General features: G+C 42.1%; 14 protein-coding genes. 8 read left to right on the forward strand and 6 right to left on the reverse strand.

Features of this window, described 5'->3' with window-relative positions; translation table 11 throughout:
- The first annotated feature begins 317 nt into the window (after positions 1-317).
- A complete protein-coding gene (locus WN50_RS08705; RefSeq protein WP_046280575.1) occupies positions 318-4,034 on the forward strand; it encodes a CAAX amino protease in 3,717 nt (1,238 codons plus the stop codon).
- Between the two features lie 144 nt (positions 4,035-4,178).
- Complete coding sequence (locus WN50_RS08710; protein ID WP_046280576.1) at positions 4,179-5,366, forward strand: GNAT family N-acetyltransferase; 1,188 nt, start codon at positions 4,179-4,181, stop codon at positions 5,364-5,366.
- A 92-nt stretch (positions 5,367-5,458) separates the two neighbouring features.
- On the opposite strand, the gene WN50_RS08715 is transcribed toward WN50_RS08710, so the two are convergent.
- Positions 5,459-6,067 (reverse strand): ExbD/TolR family protein, encoded by a 609-nt coding sequence (locus WN50_RS08715; RefSeq protein WP_046280577.1) that lies wholly within the window; start codon positions 6,065-6,067, stop codon positions 5,459-5,461.
- Between the two features lie 85 nt (positions 6,068-6,152).
- The gene (locus WN50_RS08720) at positions 6,153-7,028 is read right to left on the reverse strand and encodes a MotA/TolQ/ExbB proton channel family protein (RefSeq protein WP_046280578.1); all 876 of its coding nucleotides are present in this window, start codon (positions 7,026-7,028) and stop codon (positions 6,153-6,155) included.
- Positions 7,029-7,258: 230 nt separating this feature from the next.
- Between WN50_RS08720 and WN50_RS08725 the strand changes: the two genes are divergently transcribed.
- The 5 genes from WN50_RS08725 (at position 7,259) to WN50_RS08745 (ending at position 11,390) form a co-directional block, all read left to right on the forward strand.
- Entirely contained in the window at positions 7,259-7,633 is a 375-nt protein-coding gene (locus tag WN50_RS08725) for a hypothetical protein (protein WP_049558775.1), read from the forward strand.
- A gap of 91 nt (positions 7,634-7,724) precedes the next feature.
- Positions 7,725-7,916, forward strand: coding sequence for a hypothetical protein (locus WN50_RS37100; protein ID WP_046280579.1), 192 nt, complete (start codon positions 7,725-7,727; stop codon positions 7,914-7,916).
- Between the two features lie 58 nt (positions 7,917-7,974).
- Complete coding sequence (locus WN50_RS08735) at positions 7,975-9,459, forward strand: FAD-dependent oxidoreductase (RefSeq protein WP_046280580.1); 1,485 nt, start codon at positions 7,975-7,977, stop codon at positions 9,457-9,459.
- Between the two features lie 531 nt (positions 9,460-9,990).
- Complete coding sequence (locus tag WN50_RS08740) at positions 9,991-10,665, forward strand: hypothetical protein (protein ID WP_046280581.1); 675 nt, start codon at positions 9,991-9,993, stop codon at positions 10,663-10,665.
- 2 nt (positions 10,666-10,667) lie between these two features.
- Positions 10,668-11,390 (forward strand): hypothetical protein, encoded by a 723-nt coding sequence (locus WN50_RS08745; RefSeq protein WP_046280582.1) that lies wholly within the window; start codon positions 10,668-10,670, stop codon positions 11,388-11,390.
- A 139-nt stretch (positions 11,391-11,529) separates the two neighbouring features.
- Here WN50_RS08745 and WN50_RS35905 read toward each other — a convergent pair whose 3' ends face one another.
- From WN50_RS35905 to mnmE, 4 genes are all read right to left on the reverse strand, one after another.
- Positions 11,530-12,147: a PEP-CTERM sorting domain-containing protein gene (locus WN50_RS35905; protein WP_046280583.1), complete on the reverse strand. Its 618-nt coding sequence runs from the start codon at positions 12,145-12,147 to the stop codon at positions 11,530-11,532.
- Between the two features lie 497 nt (positions 12,148-12,644).
- Positions 12,645-13,190, reverse strand: a complete 546-nt coding sequence (locus WN50_RS08755; protein WP_049558780.1) for a hypothetical protein — start codon at positions 13,188-13,190, stop codon at positions 12,645-12,647.
- A gap of 91 nt (positions 13,191-13,281) precedes the next feature.
- Positions 13,282-14,631, reverse strand: coding sequence for a lysophospholipid acyltransferase family protein (locus WN50_RS08760; RefSeq protein WP_046280584.1), 1,350 nt, complete (start codon positions 14,629-14,631; stop codon positions 13,282-13,284).
- A gap of 164 nt (positions 14,632-14,795) precedes the next feature.
- Positions 14,796-16,205, reverse strand: a complete 1,410-nt coding sequence (gene mnmE, locus WN50_RS08765; RefSeq protein ID WP_046280585.1) for a tRNA uridine-5-carboxymethylaminomethyl(34) synthesis GTPase MnmE — start codon at positions 16,203-16,205, stop codon at positions 14,796-14,798.
- A 314-nt stretch (positions 16,206-16,519) separates the two neighbouring features.
- Between mnmE and WN50_RS08770 the strand changes: the two genes are divergently transcribed.
- Entirely contained in the window at positions 16,520-18,856 is a 2,337-nt protein-coding gene (locus tag WN50_RS08770; protein ID WP_046280586.1) for a heavy metal translocating P-type ATPase, read from the forward strand.
- Positions 18,857-18,890 lie beyond the last annotated feature (34 nt).

The following is an 18,890-nucleotide window of genomic DNA, read 5'->3' on the forward strand; positions in this document are numbered from 1 at the left end:
ACGCTGCTGTAAGGTTGTTGTCATGTTAGGTATGATTGCTATGTATTTTTCGAGGTTCGTCGGTAGGTGTTTGTTCCTGCCGTTATTACTATATTAATCTAATTTTGAGTTTTGTAAAGGAGTTTAACGAAAGTTTTTTTAATGTAAACTATCAGGAAAACTAATCTAACTGTCTCAGAAGCCTACAGAACGGAATAGTCAGCGATCGCATTAGCAGATGATCGGACAATGCCAATACAGGATATCCTGAAAGCTGAACTCCAACTCGAGAACGACAACTTAATCGTTACTTATATTCATAGAGACTATCCCCAGTAATGACAGACACATCACTATCCTTATTTTGGCAACTGGTGGGATGGGTATTTGCCCTAAATGCTGAGGCTTTCCGGGTCGTCAGCACAATTGGCCAAGGCTTAAGCATCGCCCTATTTATCGTTTTATTTGCGGGACTCTCCCAAGCGATCGCCCAAAGCATAATCTTATTTATCAACCAAGTTCAGCCCATTCGGTATGTCTTCAGCCTGCTGATCAACACCATTTTGTTTGTAGCGGGTTTTTTATTCTTGGTTTTCAGTACGTGGTTAATTACCCTCTTACCCGGATCAGTCAAAGTTAGCTTAATCACCTTGATCACCGTTTTAGGAATTAGCTACGCGCCCTTAGTCTTCAGCTTCTTAGGAACCTTGCCCTATCTCGGAGTTCCCCTACTCTCATTACTCTCGGTGTGGCATTTGCTAGCGATTGTAGTCGGGTTTGATGCGATTACTGGGATCGGAGTTGAGAAAGCCTTGGGTTATGTCGTCTTCGGGTGGATTATGTTGCAGGTCTTGCAACAAACGCTAGGACGCCCACTCGCGAACTTTGGTCGATGGTTAACAGATACTGTAGCTGGTGTCGATCTGTCCACTCGTCGTCAAGACGTTGCTCATATTGTTCAAACCCGCGCCCAAGAGTCCTCATCCGTTTGGCAAGAACAACTACGAGAACGAATTACAGAAATTCGACAACCCAACAATTTATCAGAATTCACCGCACAAACGACAGGAACAAAAAACAGACCCGTAAAATCGTCAACCTCAACAACAACAGCAACTCTTTCTCGACCTCCAGAAACAATAGAAAACCCTAAAACCCGGATCAACAGAACCCTAAACACGATTCTCGGTCTATTGGGAATAGCCGTGTTAACCTATGTGATCATCGTCTTTCTGCGGCCTGTGCGTGAATGGTGGTTTGGCTGGTACAGTAGTCTACCGACTGTGTTCAGGCTGACTTTCAAACTGTTCTGGATTGGGATGATCGCCCTTGTCGTCGCTGGAATACTCGCCCCCTTAGAAACCCTGGGTTGGTGGGCGGGTTGGTATGATGATCAAGTTGATACTATTGATAATGTAGGAGAACTCGCTGAACCTGTTGCTGATCCTAAAAACATCTCTCGCTACATTGTTTATTTGGATGGCATTGGTAAATCAAACTATGAATACTTACCCGATATTGAAGAATTTTTAAACACTTTAGCCCCAGCCTTACCCGATGATATTGCTCTAATTCGGGGAATCTTGCCCTATTCTGTTCTCAGTAAACCCCTTGATCAAGATAGACCTTTAGCTTTTTTCTGGAAACTCGCTGACCAAGCCAGAATTGCCAATCCCGCCAGTTTGCTGGGGTTATTAATTAATATCCGTAATGTTTTAATTGTCGGGGTTTCAGCCGATCAACGTTACGGGCCTCTCTATAATCAAGGAATTGCTCAAGTTGTCTACAACGGCTTAGTTAAAAACGGCTATCCGCTTAACAGCAGCATTCCCATTACCTTAATTGGTTATAGCGGTGGCGGTCAAATGTCTTGTGCTTGTGCTACCTTTTTAAAACGAGCCTTAAGCGCACCTATTGATGTGATTTCCTTGGGCGGTGTGATTAGTGGCAATTGTAATATTCTCAAACTCGAACATCTCTATCACCTCGTCGGAGACAAAGATGGAGTCGAACAAATAGGGCCTATCATGTTTCCCGGACGTTGGAAACTCCTTCTGTTATCCTATTGGAATCGAGCCAAACGACGGGGAAAAATCTCTATTTTCTCAATGGGGCCTGTCGGACATCAAGTTCCCGGTGGTATTCTTGACCCTAACGTGATTTTATCGGATGGTCGGAGTTCTCTCCAACAAACTATCGACTATATTAAAAAGATTGTACAAGGTGATTTACTTCCGCCCATAGATTTAAGTGCGGTTCAACCCAGCAATTATCAACTTTATCGCCAAGCTGATTTTAATCATCCTGATTACTATCCCATTGATCAAAGCGTTAATCCCAATCTCTACAAACCTATCGGGACTTGGATGGGACGGTTAATTTTACCAAAACTCGAAGAACGTCAACAGATCCGAGGGGTTTTATTTGAAGTTCATCATGGGGATGCTGACCATCAACATCTTATCGGACAAGTGGTTAAATTACGGTGGGTTGCTCATCGGGAAGTTCAAAAACTGGTTCAAGCGGTCACTCAAGATGTTCACTTCAGTGCTGATGCTGAATATACCAGCAAATATGGTGGACTGGTTCATCCTGTCCGTCTCAACCATTGGCAGCAAGTTGATCCGTTAGAATCTTTAGCGGGTTCTCATCCGGTTGATGATGTCATCGTCATGTTGGAGGGTGCAGTCAGCGTCGAAGAAAACCCCACAACGACTTCTAAATATCCAGTTACACTACGAACTTATCACACTCCAATTCAAATTACTGGACGTTACTATGGTTTAATTCAATTTGTCGAACCTATTGCTGATACCGATCAATTTCGAGTCATTCACTTTAACCGGATTTCCCGTCAGTTTGACGGCCCTGAAGAACGGGTGCGTTTACCACAAGTGGTTCTCGGGAAAGATTCTGCAAGTTATCCCTCTACAACCCATGACATTGAACGATCGCCTTTAAACGAAACAGGTTGGTATATCTACGGGGCTAAAGATAAAAATGGACAGTTTGTCGTGCAGTCCCTCGCTCCGCGATCTCTGTTGCGTCTGCAACCAGAGCAAGTAATATTTGGCAAAGCGGCTTCTCGCTACATTCGCTCACAGGCTTGGGATAATATTGTCGCGCAAAAAGGACGAATTTCTTCTGTATTGTGTTTAAATGGCGAGGATGAGTCTTCATCGGCGATTCAAAATGCAATTGATGCTTGGCAAGAAGGCGATCGCGCTCTTTTACTTCATACTTATGGGGGTATTGGGGGTAAAAACAAAGAACCTGCGGCATCTACGCCGATTTTCTTTGGACATTTTGCCTATGGGGTGGCGCAAGTGGTTCGTGATCCATTAGCCGATGAATTGCGCTTCGAGATTAGTTATCATCAGGTTTACACCCACAACACCGATGGATTAATTGCCGGAACCCTACATTGGTCAAGGTATTTAGGCGATCGCCAATTCGGTTGGCTGGGAAGTCGTCCGGTTTGCGATATCTTGGTTAAACTGGATGCCTTTACCGGAGATTACGATTTAGAAGGTTTACAGCGATCGCCTCTAACAAGGATGTTGGCACAGTTGCAAGTAATGACTGCCCGTTATCGGATTGGAGATGGCACCGGAGGAACCTATGTTGGGCCTGCGAATAATTGCGCTCAAGACTCTAACCAAGCGTTATTTGCCAGTATTCAAGACACAAAAGCTATCATTCAATCGAATCAGGATTGGTTGCAAAATTGGGGAAGTGTTTATCCTCAACAAGCTGAACGTTTTGGACAGTTGATCAAGTTGGGCGCAGATCTCAAGCGTGAACTGCAACCGTTTGATAAACCTCGTCCCGACTGGGAGAATCAGGAGTATAATCTCGGCAGTACCTTAGAAGATGAACCCCTGAGAAATTTGGCGATGGGACTGGGGAGTTGGCGAACTTTGCTTCCCCGCAAAGCTAGTGATACGGTTGTTCAAATTTTCCTCAAGTACAACGCTTGCGTGTGGGTGCTACGAACTAATCAAGTTGGCGGATATGACCCGGATATTGAACCTGTTGCGCCGATGACGTTTTAGGGAACAGGTTACAGGGAAAAGGCTATCTTGCAAGAGGTGATGGGGTTACTTTTCACTTTTGACTGTCTCCTCTACTCCATGCACAGGAAAGCTAGATACATTAACCTATAGATGAAAATGCGTCCCGACAGATTTCTAAAAAACATGGTGAAACAGCTTACCTCGCCCTATTCTGCAACTTGGATTAGCAATCTGGCCGAAATCCCCAAATCTGAATGGGATACTTTGGCAATACCGTTAAAAACGCCTTTTTTTGAATGGGATTGGCTGCACAACATGGAAACCTCTGGAAGTGCAACCGGACGTGCGGGTTGGCTTCCGCATCATCTAACAGTCTGGCGTGAGGGTCAACTGGTGGCAGCGGCGCCGTTATATATTAAAGGTCACAGTCGGGGTGAATTTGTTTTTGATCATCAATGGGCAGATTTAGCCTATCAGCTTGGGATTCAATATTATCCGAAAATGTTAGGAATGTCGCCGTTTACTCCGGCTGAAGGCTATCGATTTTTAATGGCACCAACGGAAGATGAAGAGGAATTGACGGCTTTTATGGTGCATGAAATTGATCAGTTTTGTATTCGTAATAATATTTCGGGGTGTAATTTTCTCTATGTTGATCCGCAGTGGAAAGCGTTAATGGAACGCCAGGGATTTACGGCTTGGTTACATCATAGCTATATTTGGACGAACCAAGGCTTTAATTCTTTTGATGACTATTTGCAGGTATTTAATGCCAATCAGCGTCGAAATATTAAACGAGAACGCAAAGCCATTGAGAAAGCGGGATTACAGTTAAAAACATTAACGGGAGATGAAATTCCCAAGTCTTTGTTTTCTTTAATGTATCATTTTTATGCGGATACTTGTGATAAGTTTGGCTGGTGGGGAAGCAAATATTTAACCAGAAATTTTTTTGAACAACTCCATCACGACTATCGCCATCGAGTGTTATTTGTTGGGGCTTATCGTGAACAAGATGAACGGGAACCGATGGGAATGTCATTTTGTTTGACTAAAGGTGATCGCTTGTATGGTCGCTATTGGGGAAGTTATCAAGAAATCGATTGTTTACATTTTAATGCCTGTTATTATACACCGATTGAATGGGCAATTCATAACGGGATTCAAACCTTCGATCCCGGTGCAGGTGGACGACACAAAAAACGTCGGGGTTTTCCGGCGATGGATAATCATAGTTTACATCGATTTTACGATAACCGTCTGAGTAAGATTTTAAAGTCTTATATCGACAAAGTGAATGCGATGGAAGAGCAAGAAATTGAGGATGTTAATCAAGATTTACCGTTCCGTCAGGAGGAGGAAAATCATTAGGATTTAGAATTTAGTGAGGGCGGGTTTATGTTGGTTGTTTGTGGGAAGAGATACATCTAGGCGGAACCCGCCCCTACAGCACTGGTGAGAGTTCACGGATCTAAAGGGGCTATTTCACCTCCCAAGTTGGGAGTCACTGGATTAGCCCCAGGTGTGTCTGAAGGCGGAGGAGACAATAAAAAGGGGTTGGGGGGTGCGTCTGAACCTTCTGGGAAAGCGGGAAGCAGAGGATTTTCAGCATCCGGTGAACCGGGAGGAACTAAATTCGTGGGATTGCTTTGAGTGGGGAGTTCCGCCGAACTCGGTAAGGTAGCCAGGGCGACTCGTTCACCGCCAACCGCCCGCAACTTATCTAAGACTTGAACGACATCATTATACCGAGCATCTTTGGGTGCATATAATACCATTAATCCATTGGGATTCCAACGCCGAAATCGCTGTAGCGCCCGATCTAATTGTTGATCATTAACGGCTTGCTGATCAATATAGGTTCTTCCCTGATCATCAATTCCGACAATCAGCATTTTTTGTATCTGAGTTTCCCCTGTCGTCGCCTTGGGTAAATCCACATTAATCGCTTGCTGGCGGGTTAACTGAAGGGCTGCCAAAATAAAAAAGGTCAGAATACAAAAGACCACATCAATCAAGGGCAGGAGTTCAATCCGAGCGTCATCGGGGGAAGAATCAAAATTCAATTTCATAGGTCGCTCTTGGCTGGGTTTGTAGAGAAGTGTGCTGAAAATTGTCAGAGAAGCAAGTCTCCGCTTTCAAAAAGTGGATCAAATTTTAGTTGATCCGATCTTCTTCTTCGTCGGGTTTTTCATCATCTTCTAGATGTTCAGAAGTTTCAACGGATTGAATTTCAGTATTTCTCTGAATTTCTGTGTTTCTATGATTCAAAGAACGTTCTTCTGATTCTTCGGATTTGTCTAGGTCGATTGTAGAAGCATGGCTGTTATTATTAAAAGCATGATTCCTGTCTGCTTCATACTCAAGTTGTGCTTCTTGATTGCGAATCACTTGTAACTGAGATTGCACCTGGGGCCAGTCTTGACGATAGAGTAACTCTAACTCATTACCAACTTTACGAAACACCTTAATCTGACTGAAAGAGAGTGCTTGAAATAAACGATAAAACGTTAAGCTGACAATTGCCACAATCAAACCGGTAGCGGTAGTAATTAACGCTTCACCAATCCCCAAGGTTACATCCGAAGCTGAAGAAGTTCCAATATCACCCAAGCGAATGGAACCGAGTGAGTTAATCAAACCTAAAACCGTACCCAACAAGCCTAACATCGGAGATAAAGCAATGACCGCTTCTAAAATTTTGTCACCTCGTCGCATTGAGGCGAGTTCATCGTCGGCGGCGGCTTCTAACGCCAGTCGAAACAACTCCGGATCTGGATTATTCAGGCGTAACGGGGCATACAGAAATCGACCAACGGGTCGGTTACTCGCCTGTCGGGTGGCTTGATAAGCGACTCCCCACTGTCCTCGACGGGCTGCATCCACAACTCTGTTGACAATTTGCTGTTCCCGAGTCAGGGTATTTCCCCAAAACCACAATCGTTCAATAATGGTACTAACAGATAAAATCGATAATACCAATAGCGGCCACATCGCGGGGCCACCTTTCGCAAAGATTTCTTGAATATCCATTGATTAGCACTCCTCTACAACAGACTGAACCCCAGGTTTGAACTTCGCAACAGCAAACAGCATTCAAGCAAAGCCGTCTCAATTTTAATCGCTTGCAAGCAATTGGCAAGTCTAAAGTAGCGATCGCTCTGTCTAGAAAGGCTACCATTACTTGAATCTGGCAAAATTGCAAATCTTACGCTAAACTTTAACAGCATATCAGTTGATTATTTATATCTACACTTACTATCTTGACTGGTATTAATCCCGATGGGTTCTTTGATCTGACCCCTAACCCAGATATTTTTCAGATACAGGCGGATTTACTGACGAATCTTCCCGGTGGGTTACGCGGTTTAGAAGGTGATCAGCAGATTGTGGGGTCGGAAGTTGCAGAAATCATTAACGGCAATCAAAATAACGATACAGTAGTTGGTAATCAAGGCAATGATACCTTATTTGGCGGAAAGGATTCTGATGTCTTAAGTGGAGAGGAGGGAGAAGATCAACTCTTGGGAAATTTGGGAGACGATCAACTCTTGGGGAACTCGGGGAATGATACCCTGTGGGGCGGAAAACAAAACGATATCTTGACGGGAGACGAAGGAAGGGTTACAATTTTATGATCGGGAAACGTTCCCCGAAAAATATCAAAATGGGGCGTTTGTCGCGTTTCGGGGAAGTTGGAACCGTGACCCTGGAACGGGTTATAAATTGGTGTTTGTTCCCTTTGATGAAAACGGTCAACCGACGGGAGAATATGAAGATTTTCTCACAGGTTTTTTGATTGATCCTTCTGTTCCGAAAACTTGGGGGCGCCCGGTGAGTGTGTTGACAATGCCGGATGGTAGTTTACTGTTTACCGAAGAAGCGAATGATCGCATTTATCGGGTTCAATATCAAAATTAGAACGCTCTAAAACCCGACCCTAACCCGATCTTTGAAGGAGAGAAATTTGGTAGGATCTATGTCTACAGAAACTCAAAACTTAAAGCAAAAAGCCGTTATTGTTGGTGGGGGGCCAGCAGGTTTTGCCACCGCATTAATGTTAGCAAAGCGGGGTTGGTCGGAAATTACAGTATTAGAAAAACGTCCCTCGGCTGATTTTTATGAACCGGATAAATCCTTTAATTATTTAATTGATGGTCGGGGGCAAAAATTTACTGATTTATTGGGTTTTACTGAAAAGTTATCAAAAATTGGTGTTCCCAATACCGAGTTTTACTTAACAGAAATCAAAGCGGATGGCACTTGTAAAACTTCAAAAGTACCCGTTGTAGACCCCAACCGAAAAACGGCTTATTGGTTGCCACGTCGAGCATTTTTGCAGTTGCTTTATCAAGAAATAGAGGAAAATTGGCAGGGTTGTATTCAGGTTTTATTCAATACAAAATGTGTAAAACTTGACTCAAGTGTTGAAGAAAATTTGGGGAAATCTAAACTAACCGTTTTTGCTCAAGAAATTAATAACGAAAAAGTTGTCACATTTGAAGCCAATCTCTTAGTTGGTTGTGATGGGATTAACTCTGTTGTTCGGGAAACTTTAGATCGCTGGGAAAACTCGGAAACAAATCAATTTAAAATGCAGTTGTTTCCCTCTGCAAGTTCGGGTTTGAAATACAAAGTTTTGACTCTATCGCCAAACTTTCCCCTCGATAATAATAAGTCTAAACGGGCAGTTTGTACAATGGCTTATGCGATTCGTTCGGCCTTTACAGACCCTCAGCGTTGCTTATCTCTGGGTATTTTACCTTTTGCTGACCCCAACGAACCGAGAACCGCAAATATTATCAGACCACCCGATCATCAAATTTGGAAAATACAAGACGGCGAACAGTTGTATACATTCCTAGAAACCGCTTTCCCCCAGTTGCCAATACCTGAAATTGTATCGCCCGAAGAAAGCGAACGTTTTGCAAAAAGTGAAGGTGGATTTTTTCCCGTCCCTCAATATTGTTCTGGGTTGCATTGGTTAGTATCGGCTAAAAATTATTCAAGTGGTGTGGTATTATTGGGGGATGCTGTGCATTGTTTTCCCCCGGATATTGGACAGGGGGTTAACTCGGCATTGGAGGATGTTTGTATTCTCAATCAAGCCCTATCTCAAAGTAATGATAGAATCTCCGATGCTTTGCCATTATATCAGTCTTGGCGTTCTCCCGATTTGAAACCTTTAATCCGTCTGGCTCAAACGGCTTTTCCCTGGCAATATAATCAAGATATTCTTCGGAAACGACTGTGGATGATTAACTTTTTGCTCCGGTTATTGTTGAGCCGAATTTTACCTTTTATTTTCAGCCCTCCCGCTTTTATTTTAATACAGAATCATCAACTCAGTTATCGTGAAATCTGGAATAGGACGGAAAAAACCACCAAAATTCTTTATCTATTGCTTGGGTTGATATTGGTGGGGAGTTTATTGATTTTATCTTTCGGCTATATCATAAATTAAACTAATCAATAACTGGGTTTAGCTTCTAAAGTTTCTATCAATACCCCAAAATTTACAAAACTTAACTCAAGAATAATTCTCAATAAGCAACGAGCTTGCGTTGTTTCAGCCTTTATGGTATTCTAATCTGTGAAAATAATTCCTGATTGGTGTGACCAATCAGGAATTTTGCTTGGGTATAACGCCTCAAACCCTTATTTTTCCGTTAGTTTATCCCGTCGCACCCCCCAAATTAACACCCTCATCTCAACCGACGACGCACCAATTTTTACCTCTCTCTTTTCACTAGCCTTGACAAAAATCTATAAATGTGCATACTCGCAGTCTGATTTGATAATTTCCGGAATATTTTGTCTGAAGTTTCGGGAATTCTCGATTCCGATGATGTAGGGCTTTTTAGCCAATTTGGGTATTTCTCTATTCATTCTAACCTTTAGGGGTGCAAAAGGCTAGCACCCGAAATAAATAGATTTCGCGGAATTGAAATCTGGTGTAAATTTACCCGTTTACAACATTAATCGAGGGGAACCAATGAACTCTTTTGCAACAGTAATGAATTTGCTGCGAGAAAGACAGCAATTTTTAGAAGATATTCGTCTGGGCGTTAAACTCAAGCCAAAACTTGTAAATTTATTCATTTCAAGCTCGGTTTTTTTTGGAATTTACGGTTTAATTATAGGTTCGTCGAGTAGCTTTTTACAGGCTATTTTTTCTGCGTTTAAACTTCCCGCTCTTTACTTGTTAACCCTAATTATCTGTTTTCCCACATTATACTTTTTCAATGTGATGTTTGGGTCCAAACAAACCTTTGAACAGTATTTAACGCTATTAATGACAGCGATGGCTGAAATTAGTGTTTTACTTTTGGGGTTTGCGCCTGTCACGTTCTTTTTTATGTTGAGTACCCAAGATTATCAATTTTTTAAACTTCTCAATGTGGCAATTTTTGCTCTGACGGGATTTTTAGGGATAAAATTCTTTTATGATGGAATGCAATTTATGTCTGAAAAAGATGAAGAAGGTCATAAGCTGCGTTTAAATATTTTGCGCTTTTGGTTAATTCTCTATGCTTTTGTGGGGAGTCAACTGGGATGGACGTTAAGACCTTTTTTTGGTGCGCCGGGAGAACCTTTTCAACTGTTTAGAGAACAAGATAGTAACTTTTATGTGAATGTTTTAGAATCCTTAAGTCAACTCTTTCAATAAACATGAATTATGACTTCAATTGTTTGATATTTTCTGAAGAAGAACTGGATGAATTAACAGGTTTATCTCGGGAGAGTTTAACGGGTACTCTTTGTCAAAACAAGGGAATTAGACAAGCTGTTTTAAGGAAGATTTGGTGCGATCGCCAAAAACTATTTTCCTTCATTTCAACAGAAATAATCGCATTATTTCTCAGTCTAATTCTCGCTTTTCCTCTGACATTACTGCTACTCGATAGAACAATAACTCCTGATCTTCAAACAACCATCCAGTTTTTACTCAAAGCTATTGCTTTATCTTTTGTTCTCACTCTAGTTGTTAATTTAGGAGTTTGGTTGAAGTTAAAACCTCTGCGAAATGTCTTGCATTTAATGGATGAAGTGGAAAAATACAATGATACAGTCAAATCGGTTGAAATTTTAGATCAGTTAAGGAGAACCGGAAACGTACAAGAAAATCTCGTTAACCGAGAAGAAGTCATTCAAGCCTTAAAAATTACTCGAGAGAGTTTAGAGAGTGCCTTTCAAACTGAACGAATACTTCGAGAACATCAAGACTTTATTGATCGCCGTTATGAATTATTCGCTCATTTAGAAAACAACTTAACCGCTTTAATGACCTTCAACATGACCAACCAAGCCAATGAATATGGAGAGTTACTCAATGAAGCCTTACAAATTGGGATCAGTGTTCATCGAGAAATCCAAAAAATGAAACGAAATTAAAAAAGACTCAAAAACTTTCTGTCTATGTCTTTGTGTCGAGCGTGTTTTTTTTCACCTACAAGCAAAAACAAGAGGCTTCAGCCTCCTGTTTAGTTTTTATGAGTTTTTATTAATTTGAGGGCTAACTTTCGCTGTAAAATTAGCTTTTGCGACTGATAACCTTCTTTCCGAAAACTACACCACCGAGAGTTAATAATCCTAACAGAGTTCCGGGTTCAGGAACTTCTTGAGAATCAGGAGTATCTTGAAATTGATTGGGAGCTACAAACAGAGAGATATGAGAGATGGCTTGAGCGTTACCGTTGCCGTTAACAGAAGTACCAATTGTGTTCCAAAGACCCTCTAAAGCCGATCCCGCTTCAAAGAAGTAAGCACTGTATTTGTTACTGGCTTTCAGGCTAATCACGAAGGCAGAAGAATTGTCTAATCCGGTGATAGACCAATTTCCAGTAGTCTGTCCTTGATCGGTAGTCATGTTTAGGGTAATTCCCTCGATAGAAGATCCCTCATCTGATTTATCAGCTAATTGCCATTCGTAATCACCAAACAAACCACCATTAAGCGTAGTCAGAAAATTACTGCTGTTTCCAGTATCGTTCCCTTGGATGGGGCCATAAACATCTGCTGCTTCAACGCCACCTGCGGTTACATTCGATGTCGAGGTGAATAATGCAGCGTTAGCGTCTAATGTGGATAAGGATAAAACACTAACAGCTACAACAGAAGAAGTCATTACGCCTGCGAATAAGCTTTTCATTTGAACAGTTTCCTTTAGTAAAGTTGGACTTATCAGCTTGGGGAACTCTGCTCTGCGTTTAACTGTGGTTGCTTCCGTTCCCTCATCTGTTAACTATATTACTTCCTTTCTTGTGGGACTGTCTAGTTTTTTTTGATACTTTTACGGTATCTTTACACCGAATTTATAAGAGATTTAATTTTACCTAAAACCTATGTAAAATTAGGGTTTACGGCTTGTTTAAAACACTTTTTAATCTCTATAAATTACATAAGTATTGAATGAATTGATTCTTGAATATAGTCAAATTCAGTAGAAATTCTGAGGATACAAAGTATTATTTATTACAACTGTACTTAAGTAGACTAGGAAAAGCCAAAAATAGCGATAAACAGATCCTTTGTCTATCCCCAGAATTTTCGGAGTCAATTTTGAAAAAATAGGTAGATTTGCTCTATATTTCAAACAAGTTCAAGGGGTTTTTTGATTAGCTGACCCCTAAGCCTGAGTCCTGAATTCTAAAAATCTGGACTATGTTCTGTATCCCAACACTCTCCGTGCAACCAAATTCTTCCCGTTTTTTGGCAGTCGGCTTGATTTGTTAGCCAAGGAATAGATGTCGGCGCCACCATACCGGAAGGTGAACTCCATTTTAAAATAAGATAGATAGACATGGCGATGGTAAAGGCGAAGCTTCCCAAGGTAATCGCCATAACGAGAATATTCAAGGGAGTCCACAGGCGATGTTTGTGACGTTCAAGTTGGTTGCGTTGACCTGAGCGACGTTCTCGACCGGCTAACAGGACCAAATAAAACTTTAAACCCGGAATGGGAACGGTTAGACGCAGGTTAACAGCATGATTATTTTGCCAGGGTTGAACCGTTCGGGCTGTTACCAACGCTTGAGTAATTGCCATCACTTGTTCTTCGTTTAAATTAGAATTGATAAGTGCCTGGGTAATCACAGCAGCCTGTTCTGGAGTCAAAACCGTAGAAACTTCCTGAGATAATCTCAGAACCTGTTTTCTATATTGATATTCTTCTTGCGGTTGGTCGGGTTCCATTGGGAATTAAATTTTAAAGACTACAAGATCTTTCTTATCAAAAAAGTTGGTGATTGAGAAGAAATTTAAGCTTTTAATTGTCAGATTTTGACTAAGGTTGACTCATCTTTTCTAAAGCCACTTGTAACGCTTGAGTCAAATTCTCCACCGCTTGACGCCGACTTGCTTTATAATCTGACCATCGTTGAGAAATAGAAATCGGTTCCCCGACGGTCATTTGCACTCGTCGCTTTCCTAAGTAGGGGGTTTTGCAGGGGTTTGCACCTTTGAGTCGGGCAATCATCGTCCAAACAATTGTAGTAATTTCTGCGAAACGCTCATAAGTAGGATTTTCCTGCACGTATTTCCCACTAACAGCAACAAAACTTTCAACTAATCTCATATGCCACATTCGTAGACTGGCTTCTTCTGCTATGCGATTGGCTAATCCTCGTTCGACAGGTGACAACGCTTCCACATCTTTGATATCTTCTCTATAAATATAATCCCATCCGGTTTGTTCGATGCGACGACAACGCTCTGTTAAACTGCCTTTGGGTTTAATCCCAAAGTAACTTTCTGCTACTTGTAAAGCAATATCTAACAGTCTTTGTAACCGCACGGGTAATTCTTCGCTACTCTCTTTGGGGATATGTTGATGGTAATATTGACGATAGAAATTCTCCATCAAATCTAACAAATAATTCCCTAAGTTAATCAGACGGGGATAGAGTGAACTGGGTGTCGCTTGAGAATTAGAAGTCCTTAAACCACAGTCACTTTCCATTTCAGATAAAAGTTGGGCGAGTGCTTCCCAGTTATCTTTAATATAATGATATTGAATGCCTAATGGCACCATGAAAACTTCTTCTGTTCGGTTGGCTTTTTGCAGATCTTCGACACACCAAAACCCCAATTGTGCAATTCCGGGTTCTAGAGGACTAACCCGATAATTATGACCATTTGTGGCACCTTCGGGGGCGGCTGCTATTGGAAAGCGACCATTTACAAATAAATCTCGGGCTGATCTTAACCCTTGACGATCCAGTTTTCCCCGTAATATTGAAGTTCCGCCCAATTTGGGAAATAACCAAGTTACATAGTTTCCCGCCCATAACGGAATACCCCGATCATACATAAAATGAGCATGAATGGGAGGTTTTAAAGAAATTCCTTGTTTTTTTGCCTGTTGGGGAATGTGACGCCACAATAACTGAGAAATCGGTAAAGGATCGTCAGGGTTGGGATGACGAAAGGCTAACATAAACCGAATTTTTTCCTGTTGGAATTGTTGATAGAGTTCAACTAATTGTTCGACGTTTTCGGTTTGAATTTCGGTGATTGGGGTTCGGAAACGTATCCACCAAGGAAATACCCATTGGCAGACTTGCAAAACTCCGGGTTGAAAGTCTGGAGGGATAAATGCTAAGGGGGGTTGTATGTTAATCATTTCATTGGACATTTTTCGGTTTCTCTTGTTATTTTATTTACCCTATTCCTGTTCGGTCTTTTTGTATAGCCTGAAAAAGGGAACAGGGAATAGGGAACAGAGGTAAGATTTTTCGGCTTTTTATCTCTTTTGGGATTTCTGACAAATCATTCCTGATTGTTATCGCTGATTCTGTCTTACTTCCCAATACAAAACCGACTGAATATTCGATCTAAAACAGACTCGGTGACTTCTTCTCCGGTGACTTCTCCTAATGCTTGAATCGCTTCTCTTAAGTCTATTGTCCAAAAATCAAGAGGCAGTTCATTCTCTATTGTTGTTTTCATTTGGTCTAAGGCAATTTTAGCACGAGTAATCGCAGCAGCTTGACGTTGGTTGATGGCAATCTCTAAATTTGAGGCTTGCACGTTTCCCGCGTTAATTGTCGTTAAAATGGCTGTTTCTAATGAGGGAATTCCTTTGTTTAACGCGGCGGCTGTTTTGACTATTAACAATTCTTCTCGGTTGAGTTTGGATTGAACTTGCTGGAGTTTTGACTCTAATTCGTTCTCGGAAACTTGATCAATTTTATTCAGGATTAATATTAAGGGACGATCTTGAACCTGTTGATAAATTTCTTGATCACTGTCTGTCCATCCGGCTTCTGCATCTATGGTTAATAAGACTAAATCCGCAGATTTTGCCACCGTTCGCGATCGCTCTATGCCGATTTTTTCGACTTGATCTTCTGAGTGACGAATTCCAGCCGTATCTAATACTTGCACGGGAATTCCACCAACAACTAATTGTGATTCTACAATATCCCGAGTTGTACCGGGAAGATTAGTCACAATGGCGCGATCGCTTTGACTCCAAGCATTTAATAAACTTGATTTTCCCACATTTGGACGACCCACAATTGCCACCTTTAAACCACTTCTTAAACGCTCACCTTTTTCGGCTGTTTCTATTAGTATTGACAATTCCGCAGAAATATGGTTTACTTGTGATACAATGTCTGGAACGTTTAGTGGCGGTAGGTCTTCCTCGAAGTCAATCCGGGCTTCTATTTCGGCTAAAACATCCAAACAAGCCGCCCGAAATTGGCGAATGGGCGTGGCGAGTTTTCCCTGTAATCCCGCTAAAGCAGCTTGAGATGCCGCTTGAGATTGAGAACCGACCAACTCTGCCACACTTTCGGCTTGAGTCAAGTCTAGACGGCCATTGAGAAACGCCCGCAGTGTAAATTCTCCGGGTTGAGCGAGTCTGGCTCCGGCTTCCAAACAGAGTTGTAGCACCTGTTGAACCGCGATAATTCCGCCATGACAGTGAAATTCCACCACATCTTCGCGGGTATAAGAACGGGGTGCCAACATCAACAAGAGCAAGACTTCATCGATGATTTGTTGAGTTTGGGGATGGCGAATATAGCCGTAGAGAATGCGATGACTTTCCCAGCGTTGACGTCCGGGCGCATCAAACAACAGTTTAGCGATCGCTTGGGCTTGACATCCCGACAGACGCACAATACCAACGCTCCCCTGTTGAGGAACAATCGCTGTTGCGATCGCTGCAATTGTTTCACCGCCTGTCCGAATTTCAGACATGAGCCGCCCATTAAACAAATCTAGTCTTGATTTTACCAGCAAAGATGTATGTTTCCCAGTAGTAACTGATAAAAACCCGCCCTTGATCAGATGAGGGGGCGGTTTGATTTACGGTTGTGGGTGAGATTATTGTTAAGCGAACCGGCCCCGACCTCAGAAAGAAACAATCACAAATCTAAAAACTTAATAGAATTGAAAACAGGTTCAAAACCTCCCGAAGCCTTTAAATTTATTCATTTCGGGGGTAGACCTGAGAACAAAGGAATTGCTAAGATAATCAGCATTATAAGATTAATTGTCCATAATTGTTATCTATGCAACTTGCTTCCCAAAACGATGTTCAGGTTGAGTCTACTCCGCCGACTCAGGCAGAAACCATTATCTTAGATGTAGGTGGAATGAAATGTGCTGGCTGTGTCAACGCCGTTGAACGTCAGCTAACCCAACAAACCGGGGTACTTTCCGCCCGGGTTAATTTAGCGACTGAAGTGGCAACCGTTGAATGTCAAGTTGATCGCGTCAATGCAGAAGAATTAGCCCAAAAATTAACAGCAACAGGGTTTCCGTCTCAACCTCGGAGTGGGAGTAGCAAACGTGCAGAAGCGAGTGCAAGTTTAGCAGAACGTCACCGCCAAGAAGTTCGCCAACAAATTCGTCGAGTCATCACTTGTGGCTTATTAATTTTACTCTCCGGTTTAGGGAATTTACACCATTTTGGGTTCGGACATTTACCGATTTTAAATAATATTTGGTTTCACTGGGGGTTAGCAACGATCGCGTTATTATTTCCCGGTCGAGCTATTATTATAGATGGGATGAGGAGTCTGCTGAGAAATGCGCCGAATATGAATACGCTTGTTGGGTTGGGAACATTAACCGCTTATACAACCAGTTTTGTCGCGTTGTTGTTTCCGCAACTGGGTTGGGAATGTTTCTTTGATGAACCTGTGATGTTGTTAGGGTTTATATTGTTAGGGAAAACATTAGAACAACAAGCCAGACATAGGGCGACAAATGCGCTGCAATCTTTAATCGCTCTACAGCCAACAATAGCCCGTTTAATTCCGCCACCGCAACCGGAACAAGAGCAAAATATTGCCCAAGCTGTAGAAATTCCTGCTGAACAAGTCAGAGTTGGGGAATGGTTACAAGTCTTACCGGGGGAGAAAATTCCCGTTGATGGCGAGATATTTTCCGGGAAAACAACGGTGAATGAATCGATGTTAACAGGTGAGTCTATGCCTGTGGTGAAACAAGTGGGAGATTTCGTTTCAGCCGGAACAATAAATCAGTCTGGTGCGATGATTATTCAAGCCACTCGTACCGCAGAAGAAACAACTTTAGCTCAGATTGTGAGTTTAGTTGAAAATGCCCAAACTCGTAAAGCCCCTATTCAAAATTTAGCGGATCAAGTAGCGGGATATTTTACTTATGGGGTGATGAGTTTGGCGGCGTTAACGTTTCTATTTTGGTACGGAATAGGCACGAAAATATGGCCCGATGTGATTAGCTTTGGCGCGTCAGAAATGGCAACTCAAGCTACACTATTATTAAGCATGAAATTAGCGATTGCGGTTTTAGTGATTGCTTGTCCTTGTGCGTTGGGTTTAGCAACGCCGACTGCTATTTTAGTCGGTTCGAGTATTGGTGCGGAACGAGGATTATTAATTAAAGGCGGCGATATTTTAGAACGGGTTCATCAACTCGATACGATTGTTTTTGATAAGACGGGAACTCTGACAACAGGTCATCCAACGGTAACAGATTGTTTAGCGATCGGTGATCAAAATTCAGATCATATATTACAACTTGCTGCTACCGTTGAACAAGGTTCAAGTCATCCGATTGCGAAAGCGATAATTAACCAAGCCAAACACCAACAATTATCTCTCCTCCCCGCAGAAGATTTTCAAACCGAAGCAGGTTTAGGAGTTTCTGCAAATGTGAACAATCAACGAGTTTGGGTGGGAAACAAATCGGGGTTATCTCAGCAAGGAATTGAGTTTCTTGAAAATACTCCCGATGTTGCTGGAAAAACGGCGGTTTATGTGGCGCTTGAGAAACAGTTAGTTGGTTTAATTGGTGTCAGTGATCCTTTAAAAGAGGATGCCAAATCGACGGTTAAACAGTTGCAAAAAATGGGATTACGAGTGATAATATTAACAGGCGATCGCTCTGATGTTGCTACCTCTATTGCTGAACAATTGGGGTTAGAACCCGAAAATGTCTTGGCAGAAGTGCGACCGGATGGTAAGGTAAAAGCGATTACTGATTTACAACAGCAAGGTCAGCGAGTGGCAATGGTCGGTGATGGGATTAATGATGCGCCTGCACTCGCTCAAGCCGATGTGGGAATTGGGTTACATACGGGAACCGATGTGGCGATGGAAACGGCTGATATTGTATTAATGAGAGACTCGCTGATGGATGTGGTTGAGTCTATTCGTCTGAGTCGTTCAACCTTTAATAAAATTCGCCAAAATCTATTCTGGGCGTTTGGTTATAATACGTTAGGAATTCCTGTCGCTGCGGGTTTGCTATTACCGAGTTTGGGGATTATTCTCAGTCCTGCTGCTGCGGGAGCATTGATGGCGTTTAGTTCGGTGAGTGTTGTGACAAATTCGCTCTTATTGCGGCGTAAATTTTCCTGATATTGAAGTGAGTTTGTTAACCCCTTCTTCTAGA

Source organism: Limnoraphis robusta CS-951, assembly GCF_000972705.2.

Excerpts from the sequence above, each read along its gene's own strand:
- WN50_RS08760 (WP_046280584.1), bottom strand. The coding sequence starts at position 14,631 with ATGTCCAATGAAATGATTAACATACAACCCCCCTTAGCATTTATCCCT.
- mnmE (WP_046280585.1), bottom strand. The coding sequence starts at position 16,205 with ATGTCTGAAATTCGGACAGGCGGTGAAACAATTGCAGCGATCGCAACA.
- WN50_RS35905 (WP_046280583.1), bottom strand. The coding sequence starts at position 12,147 with ATGAAAAGCTTATTCGCAGGCGTAATGACTTCTTCTGTTGTAGCTGTT.
- WN50_RS08710 (WP_046280576.1), top strand. The coding sequence starts at position 4,179 with ATGGTGAAACAGCTTACCTCGCCCTATTCTGCAACTTGGATTAGCAAT.
- WN50_RS08745 (WP_046280582.1), top strand. The coding sequence starts at position 10,668 with ATGAATTATGACTTCAATTGTTTGATATTTTCTGAAGAAGAACTGGAT.
- WN50_RS08740 (WP_046280581.1), top strand. The coding sequence starts at position 9,991 with ATGAACTCTTTTGCAACAGTAATGAATTTGCTGCGAGAAAGACAGCAA.
- WN50_RS08705 (WP_046280575.1), top strand. The coding sequence starts at position 318 with ATGACAGACACATCACTATCCTTATTTTGGCAACTGGTGGGATGGGTA.
- WN50_RS08735 (WP_046280580.1), top strand. The coding sequence starts at position 7,975 with ATGTCTACAGAAACTCAAAACTTAAAGCAAAAAGCCGTTATTGTTGGT.
- WN50_RS08770 (WP_046280586.1), top strand. The coding sequence starts at position 16,520 with ATGCAACTTGCTTCCCAAAACGATGTTCAGGTTGAGTCTACTCCGCCG.
- WN50_RS08755 (WP_049558780.1), bottom strand. The coding sequence starts at position 13,190 with ATGGAACCCGACCAACCGCAAGAAGAATATCAATATAGAAAACAGGTT.
- WN50_RS08720 (WP_046280578.1), bottom strand. The coding sequence starts at position 7,028 with ATGGATATTCAAGAAATCTTTGCGAAAGGTGGCCCCGCGATGTGGCCG.
- WN50_RS08715 (WP_046280577.1), bottom strand. The coding sequence starts at position 6,067 with ATGAAATTGAATTTTGATTCTTCCCCCGATGACGCTCGGATTGAACTC.